The 25,601-nt window shown below is 63.7% G+C and carries 25 protein-coding genes; 14 read left to right on the top strand and 11 right to left on the bottom strand.

What is annotated here, in order from left to right:
* Nucleotides 1-27: 27 nt before the first annotated feature.
* Both rpsO and A6V37_RS24565 read right to left on the bottom strand, forming a co-directional pair.
* Nucleotides 28-300: a 30S ribosomal protein S15 gene (gene rpsO, locus A6V37_RS24570; RefSeq protein ID WP_064272098.1), complete on the bottom strand. Its 273-nt coding sequence runs from the start codon at nt 298-300 to the stop codon at nt 28-30.
* A gap of 173 nt (nt 301-473) precedes the next feature.
* Nucleotides 474-1,781 carry a branched-chain amino acid ABC transporter substrate-binding protein gene (locus tag A6V37_RS24565; RefSeq protein ID WP_207547700.1) on the bottom strand — a complete coding sequence of 436 codons (1,308 nt, stop codon included), beginning with the start codon at nt 1,779-1,781 and terminating at the stop codon, nt 474-476.
* Nucleotides 1,782-1,970: 189 nt separating this feature from the next.
* Between A6V37_RS24565 and A6V37_RS24560 the strand changes: the two genes are divergently transcribed.
* The 3 genes from A6V37_RS24560 to A6V37_RS24550 all read left to right on the top strand — a co-directional run bounded on the left by A6V37_RS24560 (nt 1,971) and on the right by A6V37_RS24550 (nt 5,050).
* Nucleotides 1,971-2,522: a hypothetical protein gene (locus A6V37_RS24560; protein ID WP_064286422.1), complete on the top strand. Its 552-nt coding sequence runs from the start codon at nt 1,971-1,973 to the stop codon at nt 2,520-2,522.
* A gap of 238 nt (nt 2,523-2,760) precedes the next feature.
* Complete coding sequence (locus A6V37_RS24555) at nt 2,761-3,396, top strand: carbonic anhydrase (RefSeq protein ID WP_064272100.1); 636 nt, start codon at nt 2,761-2,763, stop codon at nt 3,394-3,396.
* A 73-nt stretch (nt 3,397-3,469) separates the two neighbouring features.
* Nucleotides 3,470-5,050 (top strand): SulP family inorganic anion transporter, encoded by a 1,581-nt coding sequence (locus tag A6V37_RS24550; RefSeq protein WP_064272101.1) that lies wholly within the window; start codon nt 3,470-3,472, stop codon nt 5,048-5,050.
* Nucleotides 5,051-5,182: 132 nt separating this feature from the next.
* On the opposite strand, the gene A6V37_RS24545 is transcribed toward A6V37_RS24550, so the two are convergent.
* From A6V37_RS24545 to A6V37_RS24520, 6 genes are all read right to left on the bottom strand, one after another.
* A complete protein-coding gene (locus tag A6V37_RS24545; RefSeq protein WP_064272102.1) occupies nt 5,183-6,730 on the bottom strand; it encodes a 2-isopropylmalate synthase in 1,548 nt (515 codons plus the stop codon).
* Nucleotides 6,731-7,118: 388 nt separating this feature from the next.
* Complete coding sequence (gene pssA, locus A6V37_RS24540) at nt 7,119-7,988, bottom strand: CDP-diacylglycerol--serine O-phosphatidyltransferase (protein WP_064286421.1); 870 nt, start codon at nt 7,986-7,988, stop codon at nt 7,119-7,121.
* Nucleotides 7,989-8,012: 24 nt separating this feature from the next.
* Nucleotides 8,013-8,651: a phosphatidylserine decarboxylase gene (locus A6V37_RS24535; protein WP_064272104.1), complete on the bottom strand. Its 639-nt coding sequence runs from the start codon at nt 8,649-8,651 to the stop codon at nt 8,013-8,015.
* Nucleotides 8,652-8,780: 129 nt separating this feature from the next.
* On the bottom strand, nt 8,781-9,797 hold the full coding sequence (ilvC, locus tag A6V37_RS24530) for a ketol-acid reductoisomerase (RefSeq protein WP_064272105.1): 1,017 nt from the start codon (nt 9,795-9,797) through the stop codon (nt 8,781-8,783).
* Nucleotides 9,798-9,919: 122 nt separating this feature from the next.
* On the bottom strand, nt 9,920-10,411 hold the full coding sequence (gene ilvN, locus A6V37_RS24525) for an acetolactate synthase small subunit (RefSeq protein WP_064272106.1): 492 nt from the start codon (nt 10,409-10,411) through the stop codon (nt 9,920-9,922).
* Nucleotides 10,412-10,522: 111 nt separating this feature from the next.
* The gene (locus A6V37_RS24520) at nt 10,523-12,286 is read right to left on the bottom strand and encodes an acetolactate synthase 3 catalytic subunit (protein WP_064272107.1); all 1,764 of its coding nucleotides are present in this window, start codon (nt 12,284-12,286) and stop codon (nt 10,523-10,525) included.
* Between the two features lie 353 nt (nt 12,287-12,639).
* Between A6V37_RS24520 and A6V37_RS24515 the strand changes: the two genes are divergently transcribed.
* From A6V37_RS24515 to A6V37_RS24465, 11 genes are all read left to right on the top strand, one after another.
* Nucleotides 12,640-13,203 (top strand): RNA polymerase sigma factor, encoded by a 564-nt coding sequence (locus A6V37_RS24515; protein WP_064272108.1) that lies wholly within the window; start codon nt 12,640-12,642, stop codon nt 13,201-13,203.
* Entirely contained in the window at nt 13,200-13,622 is a 423-nt protein-coding gene (locus tag A6V37_RS24510; protein WP_064272109.1) for a DUF3619 family protein, read from the top strand. Before A6V37_RS24515 ends, A6V37_RS24510 begins: the two co-directional genes overlap by 4 nt.
* A gap of 16 nt (nt 13,623-13,638) precedes the next feature.
* Nucleotides 13,639-14,400, top strand: coding sequence for a DUF3106 domain-containing protein (locus tag A6V37_RS24505; RefSeq protein ID WP_064272110.1), 762 nt, complete (start codon nt 13,639-13,641; stop codon nt 14,398-14,400).
* 12 nt (nt 14,401-14,412) lie between these two features.
* Nucleotides 14,413-14,943: an RDD family protein gene (locus A6V37_RS24500; RefSeq protein ID WP_064272111.1), complete on the top strand. Its 531-nt coding sequence runs from the start codon at nt 14,413-14,415 to the stop codon at nt 14,941-14,943.
* Between the two features lie 92 nt (nt 14,944-15,035).
* The gene (locus tag A6V37_RS24495; protein WP_064272112.1) at nt 15,036-15,977 is read left to right on the top strand and encodes a UDP-2,3-diacylglucosamine diphosphatase; all 942 of its coding nucleotides are present in this window, start codon (nt 15,036-15,038) and stop codon (nt 15,975-15,977) included.
* A 41-nt stretch (nt 15,978-16,018) separates the two neighbouring features.
* A complete protein-coding gene (locus A6V37_RS24490; protein WP_064272113.1) occupies nt 16,019-17,050 on the top strand; it encodes a glycosyltransferase family 4 protein in 1,032 nt (343 codons plus the stop codon).
* 20 nt (nt 17,051-17,070) lie between these two features.
* Nucleotides 17,071-17,697, top strand: coding sequence for a diacylglycerol kinase (locus A6V37_RS24485; protein ID WP_075643554.1), 627 nt, complete (start codon nt 17,071-17,073; stop codon nt 17,695-17,697).
* Nucleotides 17,698-18,034: 337 nt separating this feature from the next.
* Nucleotides 18,035-18,760, top strand: a complete 726-nt coding sequence (locus A6V37_RS24480; RefSeq protein WP_064272114.1) for a TetR/AcrR family transcriptional regulator — start codon at nt 18,035-18,037, stop codon at nt 18,758-18,760.
* A 2-nt stretch (nt 18,761-18,762) separates the two neighbouring features.
* Nucleotides 18,763-19,347: an LOG family protein gene (locus A6V37_RS24475; protein ID WP_064272115.1), complete on the top strand. Its 585-nt coding sequence runs from the start codon at nt 18,763-18,765 to the stop codon at nt 19,345-19,347.
* A gap of 31 nt (nt 19,348-19,378) precedes the next feature.
* Nucleotides 19,379-20,125, top strand: a complete 747-nt coding sequence (locus A6V37_RS24470; RefSeq protein ID WP_064272116.1) for an SDR family oxidoreductase — start codon at nt 19,379-19,381, stop codon at nt 20,123-20,125.
* A 250-nt stretch (nt 20,126-20,375) separates the two neighbouring features.
* Nucleotides 20,376-22,349 (top strand): ArnT family glycosyltransferase, encoded by a 1,974-nt coding sequence (locus A6V37_RS24465; protein WP_064286420.1) that lies wholly within the window; start codon nt 20,376-20,378, stop codon nt 22,347-22,349.
* A gap of 42 nt (nt 22,350-22,391) precedes the next feature.
* Here the strand turns inward: A6V37_RS24465 and A6V37_RS24460 are convergent, their stop codons facing one another.
* The 3 genes from A6V37_RS24460 to A6V37_RS24450 all read right to left on the bottom strand — a co-directional run.
* On the bottom strand, nt 22,392-23,042 hold the full coding sequence (locus A6V37_RS24460) for a DUF924 family protein (RefSeq protein WP_064286419.1): 651 nt from the start codon (nt 23,040-23,042) through the stop codon (nt 22,392-22,394).
* Complete coding sequence (locus tag A6V37_RS24455; RefSeq protein WP_064272119.1) at nt 23,035-23,448, bottom strand: group II truncated hemoglobin; 414 nt, start codon at nt 23,446-23,448, stop codon at nt 23,035-23,037. The genes A6V37_RS24460 and A6V37_RS24455 overlap by 8 nt, the downstream gene beginning before the upstream one ends.
* Nucleotides 23,449-23,474: 26 nt before the next feature.
* Nucleotides 23,475-25,601, bottom strand: a 2,127-nt coding sequence (locus tag A6V37_RS24450) for an ABC transporter permease (RefSeq protein ID WP_064286418.1), incomplete at its 5' end; no start/stop codon positions are given.

The raw sequence follows: 25,601 nt of genomic DNA, 5'->3' as shown, positions 1-25,601 counted from the left end.
CAGGCATCTTGCTGAACGACTGGCCGATTACTTACGCAGACCCAGCTTCTCGATCAGTGCGCGGTAACGATCCGCGTCCTTACCCTTCAGGTAGTCGAGCAGCTTGCGACGGCGGCTCACCATGCGCAGCAGACCGCGGCGGCTGTGGTGATCTTTCGCGTGCTCCTTGAAGTGAACGGTCAGTTCGTTGATACGGGTCGTGAGCAGCGCGACCTGAACTTCGGGGGAGCCGGTGTCGTTAGCTGCGCGTGCGAATTGCGCAACGACTTCGGATTTCTTGCTTGCTTCAACTGCGGACATGTCTATTTCCTTAAGAACTGGACTGGCGGTCACGGAAGAAAGGCCGTGCCGTGGTTTACTCCCGAGTGTTGCCCTTCAAAACAACCCGGCTTCACAACGGGACCCGTATTGTAGCACAGCCCAATCCCGCCGCGAACCCTGCCGTGCCGGGCCGCCGCGTGTGCCCGCCCGGGCTACGGCCGCTTCATCCTGCAAACGGTCGGCAGGACGGTGCGCTCTGCCGGCAGCGCCAGCACCGTGCGGAAGCCGTAGCCGGAGCCCTCGTTGTCGAAATGCACGCCCGGCGTACCGGCTTTGTCCATCTCCATCACGTAAAGGGGCTGGATCAATTGGTGATCTTCGGCGCGCATCCACGAGGCATGAAAGCCGTTGTCGAACCGGATTCCTTCGAGGGCTTTCGCCACGGCCGCCGGATCGGCGCTGCCGGCGCGGTTCATCGCCGCGGCCAGGGTCTCGATCATTAGCGGCATGCGCAGCACCGGGTAATCGTCCTGAGCCGCCGGGAAGCGGGCCCGGAAGGCCGCATACCAGGCATCGGACGCGGCACCGCCCGCGTTCGGATGCCAGTCAGCCACCGCGATCACATGGCCGACGCCGGCATCTCCCAACGCGGCCGGCGCGCCCAGACTGTTGCCGTAGAACGTATAGAACTTCGTGTCGAGGCCCTGCTCCCGCGCCGCCTTGACGAGCAGCGTCAGGTCGTTGCCCCAGTTGCCCGTGATCACCGCATCCGCCCCGCTCGCGCGAATCTTCGCGACGTACGGCGCGAAATCCTTCACGCGCCCGATCGGATGAAACTCGTCGCCGACCACCGCGATATCCGGGCGCTTCGCCGCCAGCGCCGAGCGTGCAAGGCTGCTGACGTCGTGCCCGAAGCTGTAGTCCTGGTTCAGCAGATAGACCTTCTTCACAGCCTTGTCGCGCTGGATCACGTCGGCCAGCGCGTCCATGCGCATGCCCGCGTGCGCGTCGAAGCGGAAATGCCAGAAGCTGCAGTTGGCGTTGGTCAGCGCCGGGTCGTCGGCGGAATAGTTGAGAAATAGCTCGCGGTTGCCCGGTTCGCGGCTGTTCTGCTTGTCGATCGCGCCGATCAGCGCGGCGGCAACCGCCGAGCTGTTGCCTTGCAGGATGTAGCCGATATGACGGTCGGCGGCCGCGCGCAGCTGCGTGAGCGCCTCTTCGGCGCCACCCTTGCTGTCCAGCACGACCAGTTCGAACGGATGCGCGCCGTCGGCGAGTTTCACGCCGCCCTGCGCATTCACCTGCTCGACGCCGAAGCGCAGATTGCGCTCCACCGCCGCGCCTGCGTTCGCGAACGGGCCGGACATGCCTTCGATCAGCGCGAGCTGGATCGGTGCCCCGGTCGCTTTACTCACGGACTTCCCGGCGGGACTCTCCGCCGTCGCGCCAGCCGCATGGGCCGCCACGGCTATTGAAAATGCCGTCAACGCCACTGCCACCGTCCGTTGCCACTTCGCCATCACCAGTGCCCCATTTGATTTCTGAATGCGCGGATCATAGGGCGCGCGAGACGGAATAAGCAAGTCGGCTCAGCCGTTCAACCAGTTCACGGATCGTCTTTGCGCGGCGCAAATCTTTTGCCGCAGCGCGTGTCAAAATAAGGTGTCTCGATGATAAAAACCGCTACTCAAACGCCATCGGAGGAATTCATGTTCAACCGCCATCACTCCACGGCGGCCTCGATCGAAGCGCCGGCCGCAGGACGTCTGCGCCGTGCGGCGCTTGTCTGCCTGAGCGCGCTGGCGCTCGCCGGCTGCGCACAGCCGTGGCAGCAATACACTCAGGGCGCGGACGAATCGACCATCGTCACGCGCCTCGGCCCGCCGCGAGAAGTCTACGACCTGCCGAACGGCGGCAAGCGGCTCATGTGGCCGACCCAGCCGATGGGCGAAACCACCGCCGCCGCCGACATCGACGCAGCCGGCAAGATCGTCAACGTGCGCCAGGTGCTGCAGCCCAACGAGTTCTATCGAGCGGAAATCGGCAAGTGGACCAGGAGCGACGTGCTGGTGAACTTTGGCCGTCCGGTCGAAACGTCGTACTTCCCGCTGATGAAGCGTGAAGTCTGGACCTATCGCTATCTGGAAGACAACGTCTGGTACATGATGTACAGCTTCTATTTCGATGATCAGGGCATCGTGCGGCTCACGCAAAAAACGCCGGACCCCTTGCACGATCCCGATCGGCGCAGCCTGTTCTGAGCGTCCATCCAAACGCAATGTGCATGCATCCACGAAGCCGCCTCCCCAGGCGGTTTTTTTTATTTATTGCGCATGACAGCGAATTTTATTTCGCGCACAGCGGATTTATTTTTTGATAGAAAGGTATTCGTAAGAATTGATTCCATAGCGGCCTCTCCTGAAGCCGCCCGAGCGCGACTGCCGATCCGGCGGATTCGGCAGCTCGAATCAATGCGCCTCACTAACGGAGCCACTATCGATGAATCGTCCCAAACGCCTGCTGGTCGCCAACGTTGCATGGGCGCACGAAACCGCCGCGCGCAATCCTGAATTTTTTCGCAATCTTGTTCGCGGCCAGAATCCGCACGTGCTGTGGATCGGTTGCTCGGACAGCCGTGTGCCGGCTGAAACCATCACGCATTGCGAACCGGGTGATCTGTTCGTTCACCGTAACATCGCCAACCTCTTTCATCCCGACGACGACAACTCCGCGAGCGTCCTCGAATACGCGGTCCGCGTGCTGAAGGTCGGTCACGTGATTGTCTGCGGGCACTACGGATGCGGCGGTGTGCGTGCCGCGCTGCTGCCGCCGGAACCGACGCTGCCGCACGTGAATCGGCGGATCGCGCCACTGTGCGCCCTGGCCGGAACGCATCACGAGGAACTGGACGGTCATGCGAGCGAGCGTGAGCGCATCGATCGCCTCGCCGAACTGAACGTGCTCGAACAGGTGCGCCAGCTACGCGCCAACCCGATCGTGCAGGATGCCGGGCCGGCGCCGCTCGTCCACGGCTGGATCTTCGCGCTCGAGGACGGCCGCATCAAGGTGCTCACCTCCGGCTACGAAGCCGACGACGCCATGACCTGCACGACGGCGGCCCACAGCGCCGCATAAAGCGCGCCCCCTTTCGCGAACCGGATAGATTCGGCTTTCGCGTGTCACGTCCCTTCATTACCGCATAGACACCATGAATCTTCGAACCGTCTTTTCCACGTTTCAGCGCGACCTGCTTGCGGGCACCGTCGTTTTTCTGGTCGCGCTGCCGCTCTGCCTGGGTATCGCCAATGCATCGGGCGTCGAGCCGTTCGCCGGGCTCGTATCGGGCATTGTCGGCGGCCTGATCGTGGCCGTGCTGAGCGGCTCGCGATTAAGCGTGAGCGGACCGGCGGCGGGTCTTGTCGTGATCGTCGTCGATGGAATCGCGCAGCTCGGCAGCTTCTCCGCGTTTCTGCTGGCCGTGCTGCTGTCCGGCGTGATCCAGTTCGGCTTCGGCATGCTCAAGGCCGGCCGGTTTGCCGCCTATGTGCCGTCCGCGGTCATCAAAGGCATGCTCGCGGCGATCGGCGTGCTGCTGATCGTCAAGCAATTCCCGCTTGCGCTCGGCCTGTCCGGCCAAAGCGAGCCGTCCGGCGCGCACGCCACTACCGCAATGGCCGGCGCGATCACCACGCCGTTCGGTTCGATCTCACTCGCCGCCTGCGTGATCGCGCTGCTGTCGCTGGCTATTCTGGTCGGCTGGGAAACACGCGCACTCCGCCGCTTCGCGCTAGTGCGACTCGTCCCCGCACCGCTCGCGGTGGTCCTGCTGGGTATCGGCGCGACACTGCTGCTCGGCCTGCTCGCACCCGCGCTAGCACCGCCCGCGGAGCATCGGGTCGCGCTCCCGCCGCTCGAGTCGTTCGCCGCCTTGCGGGTTGCGCTCGAATGGGTCGACTTCGGGCCGCACTTCACACAACTCGTCAATCCCGACGTGTGGCGCGTAGCGATCACTCTGGCGATCGTCGCGAGTCTGGAGACGCTGTTGAGCCTCGAAGCGGTCGAGCAGATCGATCCCCAACGACGCGTTGCGCCGCCGGATCGCGAACTGAAAGCACAAGGCATCGGCAACCTGATTGCCGGCGCAATCGGCGGCCTGCCGATCACCTCGGTGATCGTGCGCAGTTCAGCCAACCTGCATGCGGGCGCGCAGAGCCGGCTCTCCGCGATCATTCACGGCGTTCTGTTGCTGGTCAGCGTGTTCGCGCTCACTAGCGTCATCAACCTGATTCCGCTCGCCTGCCTCGCCGCGATCCTCATTTTCACGGGACTGAAACTCGCCAAGCCTTCCTTGTTCGTCGCCGTCGCCAAGCAAGGCTTCGCGCCGTTCGCACCGTTCATCGTCACGTTGGTCGGCGTGCTCGCAACCGATCTGCTGGCCGGCATCGTGCTCGGCATTCTGTGCAGCGTGTTGCTCGCGCTGTACGCGAACCTGCGCAGCCCGATCGTGCTCGCGCAGCACGGCGATCACTACCTGCTGTCGTTTCGCAAGGACGTGTCGTTTCTCGGCAAGGTGCCGCTCAAGCACTACCTGCAGCAGATTCCCGACGGCGCGACCTTGATCGTCGACGCGACGCGCGCCGACTTCGTCGATCACGACGTGCGCGAATTGCTCGACACGTTTGTCGCCGATGCACCACGCCGCGGGATCGCCGTCGAAGTACGGCATCAGGTTCAGGCGCAGGCGCGCGCGGCACGCGGCTGGTCGATGCGGCGCGCGGCGACAGAGTAGTCTCTAGTCTCGTCACGGAACCCGGCATGCGCACACATGCCGGCACACCAAAACAAAAAAAGCCCCGTTTTCACAACACGGGGCTTTTTCGACTCGAACGCGGCAGGCACGCCGTCGGCGCCCTGCCTTCCATCATTCCGAACGTTGCGGATTCAACTTGTCCGCGTTCGAATACAGCCTGTTGAGCGCCGAGATATACGCCTTCGCCGAAGCTGCGACGATATCCGGATCGGTGCCCACGCCATTAACGATGCGTCCACTCTTCGACAGACGCACGGTCACTTCTCCCTGCGCCTGCGTGCCGGTGGTAATCGCGTTCACCGAATACAGCAGAAGCTCCGAGCCGCTGCCCACTTCCGTTTCGATGGCATTGAGGGTGGCGTCGACCGGGCCGTTGCCATTCGCTTCGCCCGTCACTTCCGCGCCGTCCACCGAGAACACGATCTTCGCGTGCGGCCGCTCGCCGGTTTCCGAATGCTGCGACAGCGACAGGAACTTGTAGTGCTCCCTCTCCTGCGCTTCAGCCGATTCTTCCGTGACGATCGCGATGATGTCTTCGTCGAAAATTTCCGCCTTGCGGTCGGCCAATTCCTTGAAGCGCGCGAACGCGGCGTTCAATTCTGCTTCGCTATCCAGCGCGATGCCCAGTTCCTGCAGACGCTGCTTGAATGCGTTACGGCCCGACAGCTTGCCGAGCACGATCTTGTTCGCGCTCCAGCCCACGTCTTCGGCGCGCATGATTTCGTAGGTGTCGCGCGCCTTCAGCACGCCGTCCTGATGGATGCCGGATGCGTGCGCAAATGCGTTCGCGCCGACCACCGCCTTGTTCGGCTGTACGACGAAACCGGTGATCTGCGACACCAGCTTCGAAGCCGGCACGATCTGCGTCGTATCGAGACCGAGCTCGAGGCCGAAATAATCCTTGCGCGTCTTCACGGCCATCACGATTTCTTCGAGCGACGTATTGCCCGCGCGCTCGCCGAGACCGTTGATCGTGCACTCGACCTGACGCGCGCCGCCGATCTGCACGCCGGCAAGCGAGTTCGCCACGGCCATGCCGAGGTCGTTATGGCAATGCACCGAGAACACTGCCTTGTGCGAGTTCGGAATGCGCTCGCGCAGCGTTTTCACGAGATTGCCGTACAGCTCCGGCACACCATAACCAACCGTGTCCGCGATGTTGATGGTAGTCGCGCCTTCCGCGATCACCGCTTCCAGCACACGGCACAGGAAATCCATGTCCGAGCGGCTGCCGTCTTCGGGCGAGAACTCGACGTCGTCCGTGAACTTGCGGGCGAAACGCACCGCCAGCTTCGCCTGTTCGAACACCTGGTCCGGCGTCATGCGCAGCTTCTTCTCCATGTGCAGCGGCGACGTTGCAATGAACGTGTGGATGCGGAAATGATCGGCCGGTTTGAGCGCGTCTGCCGCGCGCTGAATGTCTTTGTCGTTCGCGCGGGCAAGCGAGCAGATCGTGCTGTCCTTGATCAGGCCCGCAATTGTGTGAATCGAATCGAAGTCGCCGTTCGAGCTCGCTGCGAAGCCTGCTTCGATCACGTCCACTTTCATCCGCTCGAGTTGCTTCGCGATACGGATTTTCTCTTCTTTCGTCATCGACGCGCCGGGCGATTGCTCGCCGTCTCGCAGCGTGGTGTCGAATATGATCAGTTTGTCGGACATGTCGAGTCTCCTGCGGAGTCGTTCAATTATGGGAATGGGATATTGGAATCCGGGCGTTTGCGCTGCCGCGGGCGACGCCTGATGACCGCTCATTGACCAACGGGGCAGACGGAGGGCAAAACCGATTTGCGCAGGGGTCGGCGCGGCAGGCGCATCGGCGTATTTACGCCGGACGGAGCGCCGGTTCATCGAGCCTCGTCGTGCAGCCCAAAAAGGAACGCGAACGCCTTTATCCAACGACTATAGCGGCATTCCAGCCGGCGTGCAATGCGCGTCGGGCTTGCCTGCCAGGCGCTGTCCAGCGGGCAACGCCCATGAAAAAACGGCAGCCCTGAGGCTGCCGTTTTGTGACTTTTGTGATTCGCCGACATACGCCGTGAGCGAAGCGTCATCTATCCCGCTCGGCCGACCGAGCCGGATTCGCTCTGCCCCGCACCGCCTGATAGGCCCAGAACACGTAGCCCGACAGACCGTACAGCACGAACAGGCCGAACAGCATCAGCGGCGGATCGGACGACACCAGCACGAACGCGACCACCACCAGCAGGATCACGCCGTACGGCACGCGATGCCGCACGTCGAGCGCCTTGCCGCTGTAGAACGGCGCGTTGGAGACCATCGTCACGCCGGCGTAAATGGTCAGCACGAAGGCCACCCACGGCAGCCAAACCAGCTTGAGCGGCACGCGGTTGTCGGTGGCGAGCCACACGAAACCCGCAATCAGGGCCGCGGCGGCGGGGCTCGGCATACCCTGGAAGAAACGCTTGTCGACCACGCCGATATTCGTGTTGAAACGCGCGAGACGCAGCGCCGCGCCCGAACAGTACACGAACGCCGCCAACCAGCCCCAGCGGCCGAGGTCTTTCAGAATCCACTCGTACATCACGAGTGCGGGGGCCACGCCGAACGACACCATGTCCGACAGGCTGTCGAACTGCTCGCCGAACGCGCTTTGCGTATGCGTCATGCGCGCCACGCGGCCGTCCATGCCGTCGAGCACCATGGCGACGAAGATCGCGATGGCCGCGACCTCGAAGCGCACGTTCATGGCCTGCACCACGGCGAAGAAACCGCAGAACAGTGCCGCCGTGGTGAAGGCGTTCGGCAGCAGATAGATGCCGCGTTTTCTCAGGAACTGCTGACGCTGCGCGCGCCGGCTGTCGACCGCCGACGCCTCCGCCACGATCGGCTTGTTACGGCGGAACGGACGTGGCAGCGGTCGGCTGCTGCGGGGTCGACGCGGTTTGAATGCGGCCATTCGGAAAACCTCCTGTGTGCCGCTTTATAGTTCAGCGAGGATCGTGGACGACGCGGAAACCTTCTCACCGATCGACACACGCGGACGGCTGCCCACCGGCAGATACACGTCGACACGCGAGCCGAAGCGGATAAATCCGTAACGCTGGCCGCGGGTGAGCGGCTCGCCTGCCCGCACGTAACAAAGAATGCGCCGCGCGATCAAGCCGGCGATCTGCACCGAGGTCACCGTCTGGCCGCCGGCCATTTCGATCACCACCGCATTGCGCTCGTTTTCGAGCGAAGCCTTGTCCACCGCGGCATTCAGATACGCGCCGGGAAAATATTCGACCTTCGAGATCGCGCCATCCACCGGCGAACGCTGCGAGTGGACGTTGAAGACGTTCATGAACACGCTGATCTTCAGCGCTTCACGGTTGGCGTACGGATCATGCGCGGTTTCGACCGCGACGATGCGGCCGTCGGCCGGGCACAGCACGGCATTGGCCTGAGTGGGGATCGGGCGCGCCGGATCGCGGAAGAACTGCACGACGAAGATCAGCAGCAGCCAGAACAGCCATGAAATGCCGAACCCCGCGAAGAAGTGAACCAGCAATGCAACGACGGCCGCGATGGCGATGAACGGCCAGCCTTCTCGCGCGATGATCGGATGAGGGTAATTCATGAATGGCTTCTGTTTTTTTGTAAAACCGTAGGATAGCAAAAGCCGCCCAGGGTTCAGCACCCTTGGACGGCTTTTTGATCTGTCCGGCATTGCGGCACACCGCCACGCCGGACTTGAGCGACAACCCGCTTAGTTCTTCGACTGATCGACCAGCTTGTTCTTAGCGATCCACGGCATCATCGCGCGCAGCTTCGAACCGACCTGTTCGATCTGGTGCTCGGCCGTCAGACGGCGGCGCGATTGCAGCGTCGGTGCGCCGGCCTTGTTCTCGATGATGAAGCTCTTCGCGTACTCGCCCGTCTGAATGTCGGTCAGCACGGCCTTCATCGCCTTCTTCGTTTCAGCCGTCACGATACGCGGACCCGTCACGTACTCGCCATATTCAGCGTTGTTCGAGATCGAGTAGTTCATGTTCGCGATGCCGCCTTCATAGATCAGGTCGACGATCAGCTTCAGTTCGTGCAGGCATTCGAAGTACGCCATTTCCGGCGCGTAGCCGGCTTCCACCAGCGTTTCGAAACCGGCCTTGATCAGGTCGACCGTACCGCCGCACAGCACGGCTTGTTCGCCGAACAGGTCGGTTTCCGTTTCTTCGCGGAAGTTGGTTTCGATGATGCCGGCACGGCCGCCGCCGTTAGCCGCTGCGTACGACAGCGCGATGTGACGCGCCGCGCCCGACTTGTCTTGCGCGACCGCGATCAGGTGCGGCACGCCGCCACCTTGCGAGTAGGTGCCGCGAACCGTGTGGCCCGGCGCCTTCGGCGCGATCATGATCACGTCGAGGTCGGCACGCGGAATCACCTGGCCGTAGTGCACGTTGAAGCCGTGCGCGAAGGCGAGCGCCGCGCCTTGCTTGATGTTGGCGTGCACTTCCTTGGCGTACACGTCGGCGATCTGCTCGTCCGGCAGCAGCATCATGACGACGTCCGCGCCCTTGACGGCTTCCGCCACTTCCTTGACCTGCAGGCCCGCGTTTTCAGCCTTGCTCCACGATGCGCCGCCCTTGCGCAGACCAACCGTCACCTTCACGCCGCTTTCGCTCAGGTTCAGTGCGTGCGCATGGCCTTGCGAGCCATAGCCGATGATGGTGACTTGCTTGCCCTTGATGAGGGAGAGGTCAGCGTCCTTGTCGTAGAAAACTTTCATGTCGGTTCCTTGGCTAAATTCGATGAATCAGTGATATTCAAATGCTGCAAATAGGGTGTTGCCTGGCCGGATTCTTAAGAGCGCGATCCAGCCTCGATCGAAACGGTATGTCAGCTCGCGCGTCACACCTTCAGAATGCGCTCGCCGCGACCGATGCCCGAGCTGCCCGTGCGGACCGTTTCGAGAATCGCCGTGGCGTCGATGCCTTCGATGAAGGCGTCGAGCTTCTCGCTCGCCCCCGTCAGTTCGATCGTGTAGGTCTTTTCGGTGACGTCGATGATGCGGCCGCGGAAAATATCCGACATCCGTTTCATCTCCTCACGCTCCTTGCCGACCGCCCTCACCTTGATCAACATCAGCTCGCGCTCGATGTGGGCGCCCTCGGTAAGGTCGACCACTTTAACCACCTCGATCAGGCGGTTCAGATGCTTCGTGATCTGTTCGATCACGTCGTCCGAGCCAATGGAGACGATGGTCATGCGCGACAGCGAACGGTCTTCGGTCGGTGCCACCGTCAAGGTTTCAATGTTGTAGCCGCGTGCGGAGAAGAGACCCACCACGCGTGATAACGCGCCCGGTTCGTTTTCCAGCAGGACTGAAATAATGTGTCTCATGTTTCGCTTCTTCCAGATGTTTTGTCGATGTCTGCGAACGGCTCGGCGCCGCCTCGTCCGCCCGCGCCTTTTTTGAAGGCGTGCATGACGAAGCCGGCTGCCAGGCCGCCGTTATAGATCTTCCGAACCCATGAGCATCTCGGTGATGCCCTTGCCGGCCTGAACCATCGGCCAGACGTTTTCGGTCGGATCGGTCTGGAAATCGAGAAACACGGTGCGATCTTTCAGGCGCAGCGCTTCCTTCAACGCCGGCTCCACGTCCGCCGTGCGTTCGATACGCATGCCGACGTGGCCGTACGCTTCGGCGAGCTTCACGAAATCCGGCAGCGCATCCATGTACGAATGCGAATAGCGCTTGCTGTATTCGATCTGCTGCCACTGGCGCACCATGCCCAGATAGCGGTTGTTCAGCGAAATGATCTTCACAGGCGTGTCGTACTGCTTGCAGGTCGACAGCTCCTGGATGCACATCTGGATCGAGCCTTCGCCCGTGATGCAAAGCACGTCGTCGTCCGGGTGCGCCATCTTCACGCCCATCGCCGCCGGCAGGCCGAAGCCCATCGTGCCGAGACCGCCGGAGTTGATCCAGCGGCGCGGCTTGTTGAACTTGTAGAACTGCGCCGCCCACATCTGGTGCTGGCCGACGTCGGAACACACGAAGGCATTGCCGTCGGTCAGCTCCCACGCCTTTTCCACCACGTACTGCGGCTTGATGATGTCGCTCTTGCGGTCGAACTTCAGGCAATCTTTCGCGCGCCAGGCTTCGATGTCCTTCCACCAGTCGGCCAGCGCCGCGGTGTCGGGGCCATGCTCGGCCGTTTGCAACTGCTCGATCAGCTCCTTCAGCACTTCCTTCACGTCACCGACGATCGGAATGTCGACCTTGACGCGCTTGGAAATGGAGGAAGGATCGATGTCGATATGGATGATCTTGCGCGGACGCGACGAGAAGTGCGCCGGGTCGCCGATCACGCGGTCGTCGAAGCGCGCGCCGATCGCGATCAGCACGTCGCAGTGCTGCATCGCCATGTTGGCTTCGTACGTGCCGTGCATGCCGAGCATGCCGAGGAATTTCTTGTCGCTTGCGCGGTAGCCGCCCAGCCCCATCAGCGTGTTGGTGATCGGGTAGCCGAGCAGGTCGGCAAACTGGTTCAGCTCACGCGACGCATCCGCGAGGATGATGCCGCCGCCGGTATAGATATACGGACGCCTGGCCGACAACAGCAACGCCACGGCCTTGCGGATCTGACCCGAGTGGCCTTTCGTGACGGGGTTGTACGAGCGCAGCGACACGCTCTTGAGCGGTTCGTACTGGCAGGGTGTTTTCGACACGTCTTTCGGAATGTCGATCAGCACCGGGCCGGGACGACCGGTACGGGCAATATAGAACGCTTTCTTGACGGTGGCGGCGAGGTCGCGCACGTCCTTCACGAGGAAGTTGTGCTTCACGCAAGGACGCGTGATGCCGACCGTGTCGCACTCCTGGAACGCATCCTGGCCAATGGCGGCAGTCGGCACCTGGCCGCTGATGATCACCATCGGAATCGAATCCATATACGCCGTGGCGATGCCGGTCACCGCATTGGTGACGCCGGGGCCGGAGGTCACGAGACACACACCGACCTTGCCGGTGGAACGCGCATAGGCGTCGGCGGCATGGACCGCGGCCTGCTCGTGGCGCACGAGGACGTGCTGGAATTTGTCCTGCTTGTACAGCTCGTCGTAAATGTAGAGTACCGAGCCGCCGGGATAGCCCCAGATAAAATCGACGTCTTCGTCGGCCAGTGCCTTCATGAGCACGGTGGCGCCGATAGAGTCAGCTTCGTGAGGGAGGGTCGTATCCGACGTGGAGAATTCCGCGCTGGGCATATTCATTTAATTCACCTTTCGAATTTTCGGCAAAAAATTGATCGGGTGCTCTCTGCCGGGCTTGTGGCTCGGGTTCAAGCGGCGCGTCCAGTTGACAGGTGAGCTTCTTGGGCCACACCTCAATTGAGACAAGTCACTTATGTTGCGAACCAGCGACAATATCTGCAGATGCCCGCGCGGTCAAGCAAATATTGCCGTGCCACCCTGCCCCCGATTCTCGAGATTGACCGAAAGCTTGTTACAGAGATGCAAGGTGCATCACGTTTCGCCCCAGCAGCGCAGAAATTTGTTAGCATCCGCGAGTTTTACGACATTTTTCGACCGATTACGCGCACGCTCGCTGCGCCGACCCCCAACGGATGGCATCAGACAAGGAACTCGCCGATTTTCTGGCGGGCGTCGAAAGGCGCGCATTCAAGCAGACGGTCTACGCCGTGCGGGACGACGACGCCTCGCTCGATATCGTGCAGGACGCGATGATCAAGCTCGCCGAAAAATACGGCGACCGGCCCGCGGCCGAACTTCCGCTTTTGTTTCAGCGTATTCTGCAGAATGCGATGCACGACTATTTCCGTCGTGCCAAAGTGCGCAATACTTGGGTTAGCCTGTTTTCGTCGCTCGGCAATTCCGAAGACGACGAATTCGACCCCCTGGAAACCTTCGAGGCGCAGGACGGCTCGGCGGGCGCCGAGAGCAACGAACAGAAGCTCGAACGCGAACAGGTTCTGCAGTTGATCGACGACGAGATCCAAAAATTACCGGCACGTCAACGGGAGGCGTTTCTCATGCGTTATTGGGAAGATATGGATGTCGCTGAGACTGCCGCCGCGATGGGCTGCTCCGAGGGAAGCGTGAAAACGCACTGCTCGCGGGCCACCCACACGCTGGCGCAAGCGCTCAAGGCTAAAGGAATCACCCTATGAGCACCCTTGAAACCAAAGAACTCGAGTTCGCCCGCCAGGTGCGCCGCGCGCTCGACGAAAACACCGCCAGCATCGCACCCGCCACCGTCGATCGACTCGCCGCGGCGCGCCGTGCCGCGCTCGCCCGCAAGAAGCCCGAAGCTGTGAGCGCGCCGGTGTTCGTACCCTCATTCGCGGGCATGCCGGCCGGTATGCCGCAGACCGAACTTCCACAGCGCCGCCGCTCGCCGCTGCGCCGCTTCGCGCTCGCATGGCCGCTCATCGCGCTGGTCGTGAGCCTCGTCGGGATCGCCTACTGGGAAGACCAGCAGCGCACCGCCGAACTCGCCGATATCGATGCCGCGATGCTAAGCGACGACCTGCCGCTCAATGCCTATCTCGACCACGGCTTCAACGCGTATCTTTCACGCGCCCACTGAGCGGGAGATCTTTCGGGTGAGCTACAAGCGCGGCTTGGCCGTAGTTTTCGGATGCGCAATCGCGGCCCTCGTGTCGTTCGCCGCGACGTATCCGCGCTTTTACCCCAGCCCGTCGCCCACCAGCGCGCCCGCCGCCGGCGGCAATGCCACCGCCAAGGCGCCCGCGCCTACGCTCGCCGTCGAGTTGCCCGGCCTGCCCGGCAGCAACAGCCCGCTGGCGTGGTCGCGCCTGACTTCGGCCGAGCATATCGCGCTTGCGCCGTTCGAATCCCAATGGGACTCCTTCAGCGACGAACGCAAACGCAAATGGCTCAAGATCGCGGCGCGTTATCCGAAGATGTCGCCCGATGCGCAAAAACGCCTGCATGACCGCATGACCGAGTGGACTCGCATGACGCCCGATCAGCGCCGCGTCGCGCGCGAAAACTATCAGGTGTCGAAGGAATTGCCGCGCGAAGCCCGTCAGAACGCGTGGAAGGCCTATCAGCAGTTGCCTGAAGAGCAGAAGGAACGGCTTGCCGCGAGCGAGCGCAAGCGGCGCCCCAGCGTGGTCAGCGCGCCGCCCTCGGGCCGCAGCGAAATCAAGGGGATCGACCGCCTGGTCAATGCGCGCGAGCACGGCGCAAGCAGCGCCGCGGCAGCCAGCGCCGCGATCGGCGCTTCGTTGCCGAGCCCGGCCGCCGCCGTGCCGCCGATTCCCGCCGCGGGCAGTTTCGTGCCCGCCACGCCGCTGCCGGTTTCGCCGGCCGAAGCGCCGTCGATTTTCAACGGTTCCTGAGCGCGCCCCGCTGTGTCCCAGCCGCTCACGACCCTGACACCGCCCGCCGAGTCATCCGGCGCCACGCCCGCCGTTCCCACCGTTCGGCGGCGCCTCGCGGCGCTGCTCTACGAAGCGGTCATTCTGTTCGGCGTGGTGTTCATCGCCGGCTATCTGTTCAGCACACTCACGCAGCAACGCAACGGCCTGACCCACCACAACCTGCTCGCGGGCTGGATCGGCCTCGTAGTGGGCCTGTATTTCGTCTGGTTCTGGACCCACAGCGGCCAGACCCTGCCGATGAAAACCTGGCGCCTGCGCGTGGTCGGCGCTGACGGCGCGGCGCTCTCCACCGGCCGCGCGATCGTCCGCTATGTGCTTGCGTGGCTGTGGTTCCTGCCACCGCTCGCGCTGCATCCGCTCTTCGGCCTCACGCTGCCGCAAACCCTCTCGATTGCGGGCATCTGGTTCGTGCTGTGGGCCGCCACGGGCCGCTTCGACCCGCAGCGTCAATTCCTGCACGACCGTCTCGCGGGCACGCGGGTGATCAGCGTCTCACGCTAAAGGTTCGGTAGTAATAAGAACTTCTTGTGACTGTCACGGCACAGTCACGCGCGCGCGGCCCAATACGGGCACTGCAACTCGACGCGTGAGCCATGGACCCCAAAACGTCCGCGACTTCCCTGTTCCGCCAAACCGGCCCGAGCGTCGATCCCGTCGCGTTCCGCCCGGAACCCACTCACAGTCAAGGCTTGCCGCTGCCCACAGGGCCGGTGCCGCTCGACGCCAACGCCGGCCAGCACGACGACGATCACGCCAACTCGCACCGCTACCGCACCATCTGGCTCTCCGACATCCATCTTGGCTCGAGCGGCTGCCAGGCGCCCTACCTACTCGACTTCCTGCGTCACAACGAGTCGGAGTATCTGTACCTCGTCGGCGACATCATCGACGGCTGGCAGCTGAAGAAAGGCTGGTACTGGCCGCAGGCGCACAACGACGTCGTGCAGAAGGTGCTGCGCAAGGCGCGCAAAGGCACCCAGGTCATCTACGTGCCGGGCAATCACGATGAAGCCGCGCGCCAGTTCTGCGACCTCGCGTTCGGCGACATCCACGTGCGCGGCGAGGCGTTTCACACCACCCTCGCCGGCAAGCGCCTGTGGATCGTGCACGGCGACCTGTTCGACGGCGTGATCCAGCACGCCAAGTGGCTCGCCTATCTCGGCGACACGCTCTACACCCTGATCCTGATCCTGAACCGCTGGTTCAACCGCATCCGCAGCCGGCTCGGCTTTCCGTACTGGTCGCTGTCGCAGTACCTGAAGCATCAGGTGAAAAACGCGGTGAACTTCATCTCCTCGTTCGAACGCGTGATGACCGACGAAGCGCGCCGCCGCGGCTGCGACGGCGTGGTCTGCGGGCACATCCACAAAGCCGAGATACGCGATATCGACGGCGTGTTGTATTGCAACGACGGCGACTGGGTCGAAAGTCTCTCGGCACTCGTCGAGACGTATGAAGGCGAACTGAAAGTGATCTACTGGACCGTGATGCGCGCCCCGGAAGCCGGCGTGCAAAAGGCCCGGGCGACCGCGTAATCCTTCGCTTTGTCCTTATAACTTCAACTGGGCCGAAACCGATGAAGATCATGATCGTCACCGACGCGTGGGAACCGCAGGTCAACGGCGTCGTGCGCACGCTGAAAAACACCACCCGCGAACTCAGCGCACTCGGCCACAACGTCGATCTGCTGACGCCGCTCGAATTCAAGACGATCCCCTGCCCGACTTACCCTGAGATCCGCCTCTCGCTGCTGCCGCGCCGCAAGCTGCGCGAGCGCATCGACGCGTTCGCGCCCGATGCGCTGCACATCGCCACCGAGGGTCCGCTCGGCATGGCCGCGCGCGCCTATGCGATCCAGCACAAGCTGCCGTTCACGACGGCGTATCACACGCGCTTTCCCGAGTACGTGCAGGCGCGCTTCGGCATTCCGCTCGCGGCGACCTACAAATTCCTGCACTGGTTCCACAAGCCGTCGCTGGCGGTCATGGCGCCCACGCCGGTGGTCAAGAGCGACCTCGAGAAATACGGCTTCACGAACGTCGTGCTGTGGACCCGCGGGGTCGATCTGGACATCTTCCGCCAGATGGACTCGAAGGTGCTCAACACCGCGCGCCCGATCTTTCTGTATGTGGGACGCGTGGCGGTCGAGAAGAACGTCGAGGCTTTTCTGAAGCTCGATCTGCCTGGTTCGAAGTGGGTTGCCGGCGAAGGCCCGGCGCTCGCCGAACTGAAATCGCGCTATCCGCAGGCCAACTATCTGGGCGTGCTCACGCAAGCCGAACTGGCCAAGGTGTATGCTGCGGCTGACGTCTTCGTGTTCCCGAGCCGCACCGACACCTTCGGGCTGGTGCTGCTCGAAGCGCTCGCCTGCGGCACACCCGTCGCCGCTTACCCCGTCACCGGTCCGATCGACGTGCTCGGCGACGGTGGCGCGGGCGCGATGCACGAAGATCTGCGCGAGGCCTGTCTCGAAGCCTTGAAGATCGATCGCAACCACGCGCGCGCATGGGCCGAACGCTTCTCGTGGGCGGCGGCCTCCGAGCAATTCGCGTCGCATCTGAAACCGCTGCCGCGCGCGTCGTACCAAGAGGAAAGCGCGGCGGTATAGCGCGGCGTACCGGGCCGTCCATGCAAAACAGACCATCCATTGCAAGACGCGCGCCGAATGGCGCGCTAAGCGCTCTCGATGCCGACGGCAACACCGCCAGCATCGAGCCGTTCGACGACGTGGCCCACCCCGGCGCACCGGATCAAGGGGATCACGCGCATGGTTTGAAGGGTGTGAATGGCGCGAGCGACATCCAGCATGACGCGCAACACGAACCGCTCAGCCCTGACGATCCCTTCGCCCCGCTGCCCTTCAACCCGTACAAGGGCAATCGCGGCCTGACACGCGCCTGGCACGCGATGAAAAATTCGCTCGCCGGATTTCGCGTGGCGATTCGCGAGGAAAGCGCGTTTCGCCAGGAACTCACGCTGGCGGCGATCCTGATCCCATGCGGCGTGCTGGTGCCGGTCGAGCCGGTGTCGCGTGTGTTGCTGCTCGGCTCCGTGCTGCTGGTGCTGATCGTCGAACTGCTGAATTCGAGTGTGGAAGCGGCAATCGATCGCATCTCGCTCGAACGCCACGAACTGTCGCGCCGCGCCAAGGATCTCGGCAGCGCGGCCGTAATGGTCGCACTCGGCATGTGCGTGATGACGTGGCTGCTGCTCGTCGGACCGCTCGTCGTGCGCTGGGTCAAAGCGTGGCTATGAACCCGCGCCGCCGGCCGCTTTAGCGTCGCGCGGCGAGCCGCGCCGCCACCCCATCAAATGAAAACCCTGAGTATCCGCTTGGTATAAGAACGCTCGGTTTATAATCGTCCGATAGTCTCACAAGAAAACGCTGGGCCGCCCCGGGTTTTCCGCTCCGCAGGAAGTCGCCCACCCCAAGGGGAATTCCCTTCGGAGATTGGGAGATTGCCCCCTCGGGGGACCTGCCGTGCAGCGACAGGTTTGGGGGCGCTCAACATATACCAACCGCGTCCGGGTGGACAACGCAGCGGCGGCTTGCCCTCGCGCGCGCAGCCCGGCGTAACCAGGGCCGGACGACATGGAAGCCAAACCTCCCCGCCGCACGCGCGAACGGATTCTCGAACTGTCGTTGAAGCTGTTCAATGAAATCGGCGAGCCGAACGTCACGACGACAACGATCGCCGAGGAAATGGAAATCAGTCCAGGCAACCTGTACTACCACTTCCGCAACAAAGACGACATCATCAACAGCATCTTCAGCCAGTTCGAGCAGGAGATCGAAAAGCGTCTGCGTTTTCCCGACGACCACCGCGCGACCATCGACGAAATGTGGTCGTATCTGCAGTACATGGTCGATTTCACGTGGCGCTATCGCTTCCTGTATCGTGACCTGAACGATCTGCTCGCGCGCAATCGCACGCTGGAAACGCACTTCAAGCAGATCATCAGCCACAAGGTGCGCTTTGCCAGCCAGTTCTGCGATCAGCTCGTGGCCGACGGCGAAATGGTCGCCACACCCGAGGAACTGCACGTGATCGCCACCAACGTCGGCGTGATCGGCACGTACTGGCTGTCCTATCAGTTCGTGATGAACCCGCGCAAGTACAACGAGCAGGAAGCAATTCGCGCGGAGCTGCACCAGGTGAGCGTGCAGATCGTGTCGCTGATGGCGCCTTACCTGCGCGGCCGCTCGCGGCAGCTGTTCGACGACCTCGTGTCGGGCAAGATGCCCAAGCGCGAGTTTTATGACTACCTGCCACCGAAGGAAGGCGCCGCGCCCCGCAACGAACCGAAGGACGTTTGAACATGAAGTCGGTGTGTGTGTATTGCGGCTCCTCCAACGGAGCCAAACCGTTGTATGCGCAAGCGGCGCGCGCCTTCGGCCGCGCGCTCGTGCAAGCCGATCTCGCGCTGGTGTATGGCGGCGGCAAGGTCGGCCTGATGGGTGTGATCGCCGACACGGTCATGGCCGAAGGCGGCCGCGCGATCGGCGTGATTCCCGAGCTGCTGGTGAACAAGGAAGTCGGCCATGACGGCCTGACCGAATTGCATGTGGTGCCCGACATGCACCATCGCAAGAAAATGATGGCCGACCTGTCCGATGCTTTCGTCGCCTTGCCGGGCGGCGCGGGCACGCTCGAAGAGCTGTTCGAGGTCTACACGTGGGCGCAACTCGGCTACCACCAGAAACCGGTGGCACTGCTGAATATCGACGGCTTCTACGATCCGTTGATCAACCTGTTGCAGCACACCGTGGACGAAGGCTTCATGCGCCAGACGTATTTCGACATCCTGCAAGTGGATGCCGATCCCGCCGCGCTGATCGGCAAGCTGCAAGGCTATCAGCCGCCCGCCAAGGACAAATGGGCGATCAAGGTCGATTCGGTCTAAGAACGCCCCCTACCCGAAGCATGAGGTTGCGATGACGAAAGCCGTTCTGATCACCGGTGGCAGCCGCGGCATTGGCCGCGCGACCGCGCGTTTGCTGGGCGCGCAAGGCTGGTCGGTCGGCGTGAATTACGCGAGCAATCTCGCGGCCGCGCAGAACACCGTGGCCGAAGTGGAACGCGCCGGCGGCCGCGCGGTGGCCGTGGCAGGCGACGTCGCGAGCGAGGCCGATGTCATCGCCATGTTCGATACGGTGCAGCAGACGTTCGGCCGGCTCGACGCCCTTGTCAACAACGCCGGCATCGTCGCGCCCTCGAGCCAGCTTGCCGACATGGACCTCGCGCGCCTGAAACGCATGTTCGACGTCAACGTGCTCGGCGCGTTTCTGTGCGCGCGCGAAGCCGCGCGGCGCATGTCGACGCATCGCGGCGGCACGGGCGGCGTGATCGTCAACCTCTCGTCGGCGGCGTCCCGCCTGGGGTCGCCGAACGAATACATCGATTACGCCAGCTCCAAAGGCGCCGTCGACACGATGACGCTCGGCCTCGCCAAGGAACTCGGCCCGCAAGGCGTGCGCGTGAATGCGGTGCGCCCTGGCCTGATCGACACGGAAATCCATGCTAGCGGAGGCAAGCCCGAGCGCGCCGCCCAACTCGGCGCCACCACGCCGATCGGCCGTCCCGGCACCGCCGACGAAGTGGCCGAAAGCATCGTCTGGTTGCTGAGCGATGCCGCGTCGTACGTGACGGGCGCCCTGCTCGACGTGTCCGGCGGACGTTAACAGGCCCGCCCCGCGGCGCGCGGCACACGGCCTTGCGAATCCGCACCCCTTCCTGACAGCAAATTCCCACCGATTTAACGTGGAATCGGAGTCATGCGCCGAACTAGCGCACGGATCGCACGCCTTTTCTGTAATCTACAGTAATAAACGACGGCTACAATCGCTGCGGCTCGCATGCATTTGCGTGCGGCCCACAGCCAAAAACATCAGTACGCAGCCCATGCCGCTGCGTACGGCGAGTAGAGATCTCATGCCAGAAAAATCTTCCGCGCCCTGGCGCACGGGGAATGCCGCGGCCGCGGCAACCGAGCCGGCCGACAGCACGCCCGCCGGCTCGGCACGCTTTGCCGGCGACGCCGCGCTCACGCTGAGCGAACACGCAGCCGAGCCCGAAGCGCCCGCGCAACCTGCCGCGCCGCCCGGCTCTGCCAGCCCGGCTGATCGCGCCGCGCGCGGCGCACGGCGCTGGCGCGCGCTCACCTCCGTCCGCCCGCTGATGTGGCTGGTTGCGCTGGCGATCCTGTGCGCGTGGCTGTTGCCGGGCACCTTGGGCCATGAGCCGTGGAAGCAGGACGAAACCTACACGTTCGGCATCATCCAGCACATGCTCGATACCGGCGATCTGGTCGTGCCGACCAACGCTGGCCAGCCTTTCGTCGAAAAACCGCCAATCTACGATTGGGTCGCCGCCGGCCTCGCGTGGATGTTCGGCCGCTACCTGCCCTTGCACGACGCGGCACGTCTCGCGAGCGCGCTGTTTGCCGGGCTGACCGCCTACTACACGGCACGCGTCGCCCGCCGCGCCGTGGCCGCCGCGAGCTGGTTCGACCTCCGCGTGATCGGCACGCTCGCGCTCTTCGCCAGCACGCTTGTCGTCATCAAACACGTGCACGACATGATGACCGACGTCGCGCTGATGGCCGGCGCCGCCCTCGGCTTCTGCGGACTGTTCGAACTGGTGCTCGTGCATTTGCGCGACGAGGCCCGCCTGCTGCCGGTCGACGCGCGCCGCCGGCGTCACGCCGTGCTCAGCGGCGCAGCGATGTACGGCGCGGGCGTCGGCGTGTCCTTGCTGGCCAAGGGCCTGTTCGTGCCACTCGTGTTCGGCGCGACCACCTGCGCGGTGCTGGCGCTCTATCCCGCTTGCCGCACCCGCAGCTTTGCCGGCGCGCTCGGCGTCGCCGCACTGGTCTGCGCGCCCTTCGCGCTGATCTGGCCGATCTGTTTCTATCTGCACTCCGAGGCGCTCTTCAAAGTCTGGCTGTGGGATAACAATGTCGGCCGCTTTTTCGGCTTTTCAGTGGCCGAACTCGGCTCCGAAAACGAGAGCCGACTGTTTGTGCTGCGCACGGCGCTAAGCGTCGGCTTCCCGGTGGTGCCGCTTGCCGTAGCCGCCCTCGCAGGGGGCGCGTGGCGGCGCTGGCGCGATCCACGCGTGGCGCTGCCGGCCATCTTCGCAGGCACCGGCTTCGCCGTGCTGCAAAGCTCGGCGACAGTTCGCGAACTCTACATTCTGCCCTTCATCGCCCCGCTCGCCGTGCTGGCGATGCAAGGCGTCGAGAAGCTGCCGCGCCGCGTGCACGTGAGCTGGGACATGGCAAGCCGTGTGCTGTTCGGCAGCGTCGCCGCGCTGGCGTGGATCATCTGGTCGATCATGAGCAACCCGGCGAACACGCACGCGTCGCTGCATCGCCTGGGCCGCTGGTTGCCGCTCGATTGGGTGCTGCCGGTCAAACCTGGTCTGATCGTCGCCGCCTTGCTGATGACTTTCGGCTGGCTCTGGCTGCTGCCGGTCTTCAAGTACGCCGGCAAATGGCGCGGCGCGCTGAGCTGGTGTGCCGGCGCGATTCTCGCGTGGGGGCTGGTGAGCACGTTGCTGCTGCCGTGGCTCGACTATGCAAAAAGCTACCGCTCGGTGTTCGAAAGCCTCAGCACGAAGATCAATATCGAATGGAACGACGGCGATTGCATGGCGAGCACCGGGCTCGGCGAATCCGAAGCGCCGATGCTCTACTACTACAGCGGCATCGAGCATCGACCGACTGCCGACACGAGTGCGACCGAATGCACGTGGTTGATCCAGCAGAGCCGTCGCGACAATGCGCGCGAGCCGGCGGGCGAGTGGCGCCTGTTCTGGTCGGGCGCGCGTCCGGGCGACACGGACGAATTGCTGCGCGTATTCCAGCGCACGCCGTCTGCCGCCCAGGCTGCACCCGGCAAATAGAGCTCGCTATCGCTGCAGGCGCGGGGGCAGGCTCCCGCGCTGCTAGAAGGATGATCCGGGTTTGCGCAGGAAGTCAGCTTCTTCAGCCGTCGAGACACGCCCAAGCACCGCATTACGATGCGGAAAACGTCCGAATCGCTCGATGATCTCCGCGTGCCGTACCGCGAACCGGTAGTACGACTCGCCACCCGGCTCCGCGTCCAGCTGTTTGAACAGACGCATCGACTCGTGCTGGCTAGCCATCGTTTCGTCATGTTCAAACGGCAGATACGCGAACGCGCGATGGTGCGCGCTCGGCAACACACGGTCGGCGCCGCTCGCGACCATCTGCTGCGCGGTACGCAAGGCCTTCTGATCGCCGTCGAACGCGCGCGGCGTGTTGCGGTGACAGTTGCGTGAGAACTGATCCAGCACGACGATCAGCGCCAGCATGCCGAGCGGCGTGGCAGTCCAGTCGTCGAGCCGCGACTCGCGGGCCGCATCGATCAGGGATCCGAAGCGTTCTCGCAGCATCGTATCGAAGGCTGCGTCGCGGGCAAACCAGCTTTTACGCGCGACGCCGAAGTCCGGCTCGTCCGGCGTGCCGAACCAGCAGTCGAGCACCGCGCGTGCGGCCTGAGGCAGTCCGGCGTAATCTGCCGTCGACTCAATCAAAACCGTGCGGAGGGTCCGCCGAGAAGCGTCGTCAACCATTCCGGTTGCGCATCCAATCGGCGGTCTCGAAGAAAGAGCCGAGCAAACGCTCCCTCAGCGGCTCGGCAAGGCCGATGTCTTCCATGGCCCATGCCATGCATCGCAGCCACTGATCGCGCTCGCTGGAAGCAATCGCAAACGGCAAATGCCGCGCGCGCAGGCGCGGATGGCCAAAGCGGCTGATGTAATGATCGGGGCCGCCCAGCCAGCCGCACAAAAACCAGAAAAACTTGTCGCGTGAACCGTCGAGCGACTCCGGATGCAAAGCCCGGATGCCGGCGAAATCCGCTTCGAGATCCATCAGGTCATAAAAACGGTCGACCAGTTCGCGCACTCGCGCTTCGCCGCCCACCAGTTCGAAGGCCGTCGGCTGCGCCGCCGGCACTTCGTTGTTCAAATCGCTCATACCCACTTACCAGCCAGATAGAAAATTCACGCGTCCCGCAGTGATTGCAACGCGGGCCGCGCCAGCACATGCCGCAAGCTCAGCCAGCCGCCGACGCCGGCACACGCAATGCCGGCGGCAACGCCCGCCGGCAGCAACCAGGGATCGAAACTCAGATAGAACTCGAACACGCGCGTGGCCAGCACATAACCAATGGCCTGCGCGCCCACCGCCGCCATCAGGCCCGCCAGCGCGCCCACCGCGACAAACTCGGCGATCTGCACCGCGCGCACTTGCCGATGCGACGCGCCCAGCGCCCGCAGCAGCGCGGATTCTCGCATACGCTCGTCGCGCGTGCCGGCGAGCGCCGCGTACAACACCAGCACGCCCGCCGCGAGCGTGAAGGCAAACAGGAACTGCACGGCGCCGATCACCTGCTGCAACACGCGCTGCACCTGCGCGAGGATCGGACCAGTGTCGATGGCCGTGAGGTTCGGATAGGCCGCAATCAGTCCGTCGATCGTGGACTGCTTTTCCTGCGGCAAATGGAAGCTCGTGATGAAGGTCGCCGGGAAATCCTGCAACGCCGCGGGTGGCATCAGCACGAAGAAGTTGACCTTGAACGAACCCCAGTCGAGCTTGCGCACACTCGTCACCGGCGCGTCGATCTGCAAGCCGGTCACGTCGAAGCGCAGCATGTCGCCGGGCTTCACTTTGATCAGCTTGGCGAGCCCCTGCTCGATCGAAATCTGCGGCGTCTTCGTGTCGCCGTACCACGTGCCGGCGGCGAGCCGGTTGTCGTCGGGCAGCTCGGTCGTGTACGACAGGTTGAACTCGCGATCCACGAGGCGCCGGGCGTCATCATCCTTGAACGCGTCAGGATTGACCGGCTTGCCGTTGATCGCCGTCAGCCTGCCGCGCACCATCGGCGCGAGCACCGTGCCGGGCAGGCCGTGCGCGCTCAGATATTGCGTGACGGCGTCGCGCTGGTCGGGTTGTACGTCGATGATGAATTCGTTTGGCGCATCGGGCGGCGTCGATTTACGCCAGCCGGCCACGAGATCGTTGCGCGTCATCGCGATCAGCAGCAGACACATCAGGCCGATGCCGAGCGCGGTGATCTGCAACGCGCTCGCGCCGCTGCGCCTCTCAAGCGACGCCAACGCATAGCGCCAGCCGATCCCCGCATTCACGCGCTCGCTGCGCACGACCCGCGCCGCGCCCCACAGCGCCAGCCGCGCGATGCACGCGAACACCAGCAAGCCGCCCGCGAATCCGCCGGCGACAATCCCACCCAGCTTCAACTCACCCGCCGCGACGATCAAGAGCGCGGCGAACAGCACGATGCCGAGCGCGTACGCCGCCCAGGCGGTGCGCCCCGCCTCGCCCCATTCGCGACGCAGCACCCGCACCGGCGGCACGCGCGTGAGCGGCAGCAGCGGCGGAAGCGCGAAGCCCAGCAGCAGCACGAGACCCGCCGCAATCCCTTCGAGCGCCGGCCATGCCGTCGGATACGGCAGCACGACGTCGATCAGACTGCCGAGCCACGTCAGCAACGCAAGATGCCCCAGGTAGCCGAGCATCACGCCAAGCGAGCCGCCGATCAGCCCAAGCCCGACGAATTCGAGCGTGAACAGTGCGCGCAGCGTCGCCTGGCTCACGCCGAGACAGCGCATCGCCGCGCAACTGTCCAGATGGCGACGCATATATCGATGCGCGGCCATCGCGATTGCCACGGCCGCGAGCAACGCCGTAAGCAGCGACACGAGCGTGAGAAAGTGACTCGCGCGATCGAGTGTCTGGCGGACTTGCGGCTGGCCGTCCTGCAACGATTCGAGCGCGACTCCGCGCATCTTGCCGCCATCCACCCGCTCATGCGCGAATTGCGCGAACTGCGCCACCGGTGCGTCCTGCCCCGCGACCAGCAAGCGATAGGTAACGCGGCTGCCGAAGGTGATGAGACCGGTGGACTGAACGTCATCGGAGCGCATCATCAGGCGCGGCGAGAAATTGACGAACGAGAAACCGCGGTCGAGTTCGCGCGTGATCAAAGCGCCGATCGTAAAGTTGCGGCTGCCGACTTTCACCGTATCGCCGACCTTCACCTTCAAGGCGTCGAGCAGCGCCTGATCGATCGACGCGACGCCCGGCGGCGGAATCGCATGCGCCGGGTG

This window comes from Paraburkholderia ginsengiterrae (genome assembly GCF_001645125.1).
Lineage (GTDB): Bacteria > Pseudomonadota > Gammaproteobacteria > Burkholderiales > Burkholderiaceae > Paraburkholderia > Paraburkholderia ginsengiterrae.
The sequence above is the reverse complement of the archived record's forward strand: the minus strand, read 5'-3'. Positions and strand labels throughout refer to the sequence as shown.

Excerpts from the sequence above, each read along its gene's own strand:
- A6V37_RS24520 (WP_064272107.1), bottom strand. The coding sequence starts at position 12,286 with ATGAATATGCCCAGCGCGGAATTCTCCACGTCGGATACGACCCTCCCT.
- A6V37_RS24535 (WP_064272104.1), bottom strand. The coding sequence starts at position 8,651 with ATGAATTACCCTCATCCGATCATCGCGCGAGAAGGCTGGCCGTTCATC.
- A6V37_RS24475 (WP_064272115.1), top strand. The coding sequence starts at position 18,763 with ATGAAGTCGGTGTGTGTGTATTGCGGCTCCTCCAACGGAGCCAAACCG.
- A6V37_RS24565 (WP_207547700.1), bottom strand. The coding sequence starts at position 1,781 with ATGGCGAAGTGGCAACGGACGGTGGCAGTGGCGTTGACGGCATTTTCA.
- A6V37_RS24490 (WP_064272113.1), top strand. The coding sequence starts at position 16,019 with ATGAAGATCATGATCGTCACCGACGCGTGGGAACCGCAGGTCAACGGC.
- A6V37_RS24485 (WP_075643554.1), top strand. The coding sequence starts at position 17,071 with ATGCAAAACAGACCATCCATTGCAAGACGCGCGCCGAATGGCGCGCTA.
- A6V37_RS24470 (WP_064272116.1), top strand. The coding sequence starts at position 19,379 with ATGACGAAAGCCGTTCTGATCACCGGTGGCAGCCGCGGCATTGGCCGC.
- pssA (WP_064286421.1), bottom strand. The coding sequence starts at position 7,988 with ATGGCCGCATTCAAACCGCGTCGACCCCGCAGCAGCCGACCGCTGCCA.
- A6V37_RS24550 (WP_064272101.1), top strand. The coding sequence starts at position 3,470 with ATGAATCTTCGAACCGTCTTTTCCACGTTTCAGCGCGACCTGCTTGCG.
- ilvC (WP_064272105.1), bottom strand. The coding sequence starts at position 9,797 with ATGAAAGTTTTCTACGACAAGGACGCTGACCTCTCCCTCATCAAGGGC.
- A6V37_RS24455 (WP_064272119.1), bottom strand. The coding sequence starts at position 23,448 with ATGAGCGATTTGAACAACGAAGTGCCGGCGGCGCAGCCGACGGCCTTC.
- A6V37_RS24480 (WP_064272114.1), top strand. The coding sequence starts at position 18,035 with ATGGAAGCCAAACCTCCCCGCCGCACGCGCGAACGGATTCTCGAACTG.
- A6V37_RS24515 (WP_064272108.1), top strand. The coding sequence starts at position 12,640 with ATGGCATCAGACAAGGAACTCGCCGATTTTCTGGCGGGCGTCGAAAGG.
- A6V37_RS24510 (WP_064272109.1), top strand. The coding sequence starts at position 13,200 with ATGAGCACCCTTGAAACCAAAGAACTCGAGTTCGCCCGCCAGGTGCGC.
- rpsO (WP_064272098.1), bottom strand. The coding sequence starts at position 300 with ATGTCCGCAGTTGAAGCAAGCAAGAAATCCGAAGTCGTTGCGCAATTC.
- A6V37_RS24555 (WP_064272100.1), top strand. The coding sequence starts at position 2,761 with ATGAATCGTCCCAAACGCCTGCTGGTCGCCAACGTTGCATGGGCGCAC.
- A6V37_RS24460 (WP_064286419.1), bottom strand. The coding sequence starts at position 23,042 with ATGGTTGACGACGCTTCTCGGCGGACCCTCCGCACGGTTTTGATTGAG.
- A6V37_RS24495 (WP_064272112.1), top strand. The coding sequence starts at position 15,036 with ATGGACCCCAAAACGTCCGCGACTTCCCTGTTCCGCCAAACCGGCCCG.
- A6V37_RS24465 (WP_064286420.1), top strand. The coding sequence starts at position 20,376 with ATGCCAGAAAAATCTTCCGCGCCCTGGCGCACGGGGAATGCCGCGGCC.
- A6V37_RS24560 (WP_064286422.1), top strand. The coding sequence starts at position 1,971 with ATGTTCAACCGCCATCACTCCACGGCGGCCTCGATCGAAGCGCCGGCC.
- A6V37_RS24545 (WP_064272102.1), bottom strand. The coding sequence starts at position 6,730 with ATGTCCGACAAACTGATCATATTCGACACCACGCTGCGAGACGGCGAG.
- ilvN (WP_064272106.1), bottom strand. The coding sequence starts at position 10,411 with ATGAGACACATTATTTCAGTCCTGCTGGAAAACGAACCGGGCGCGTTA.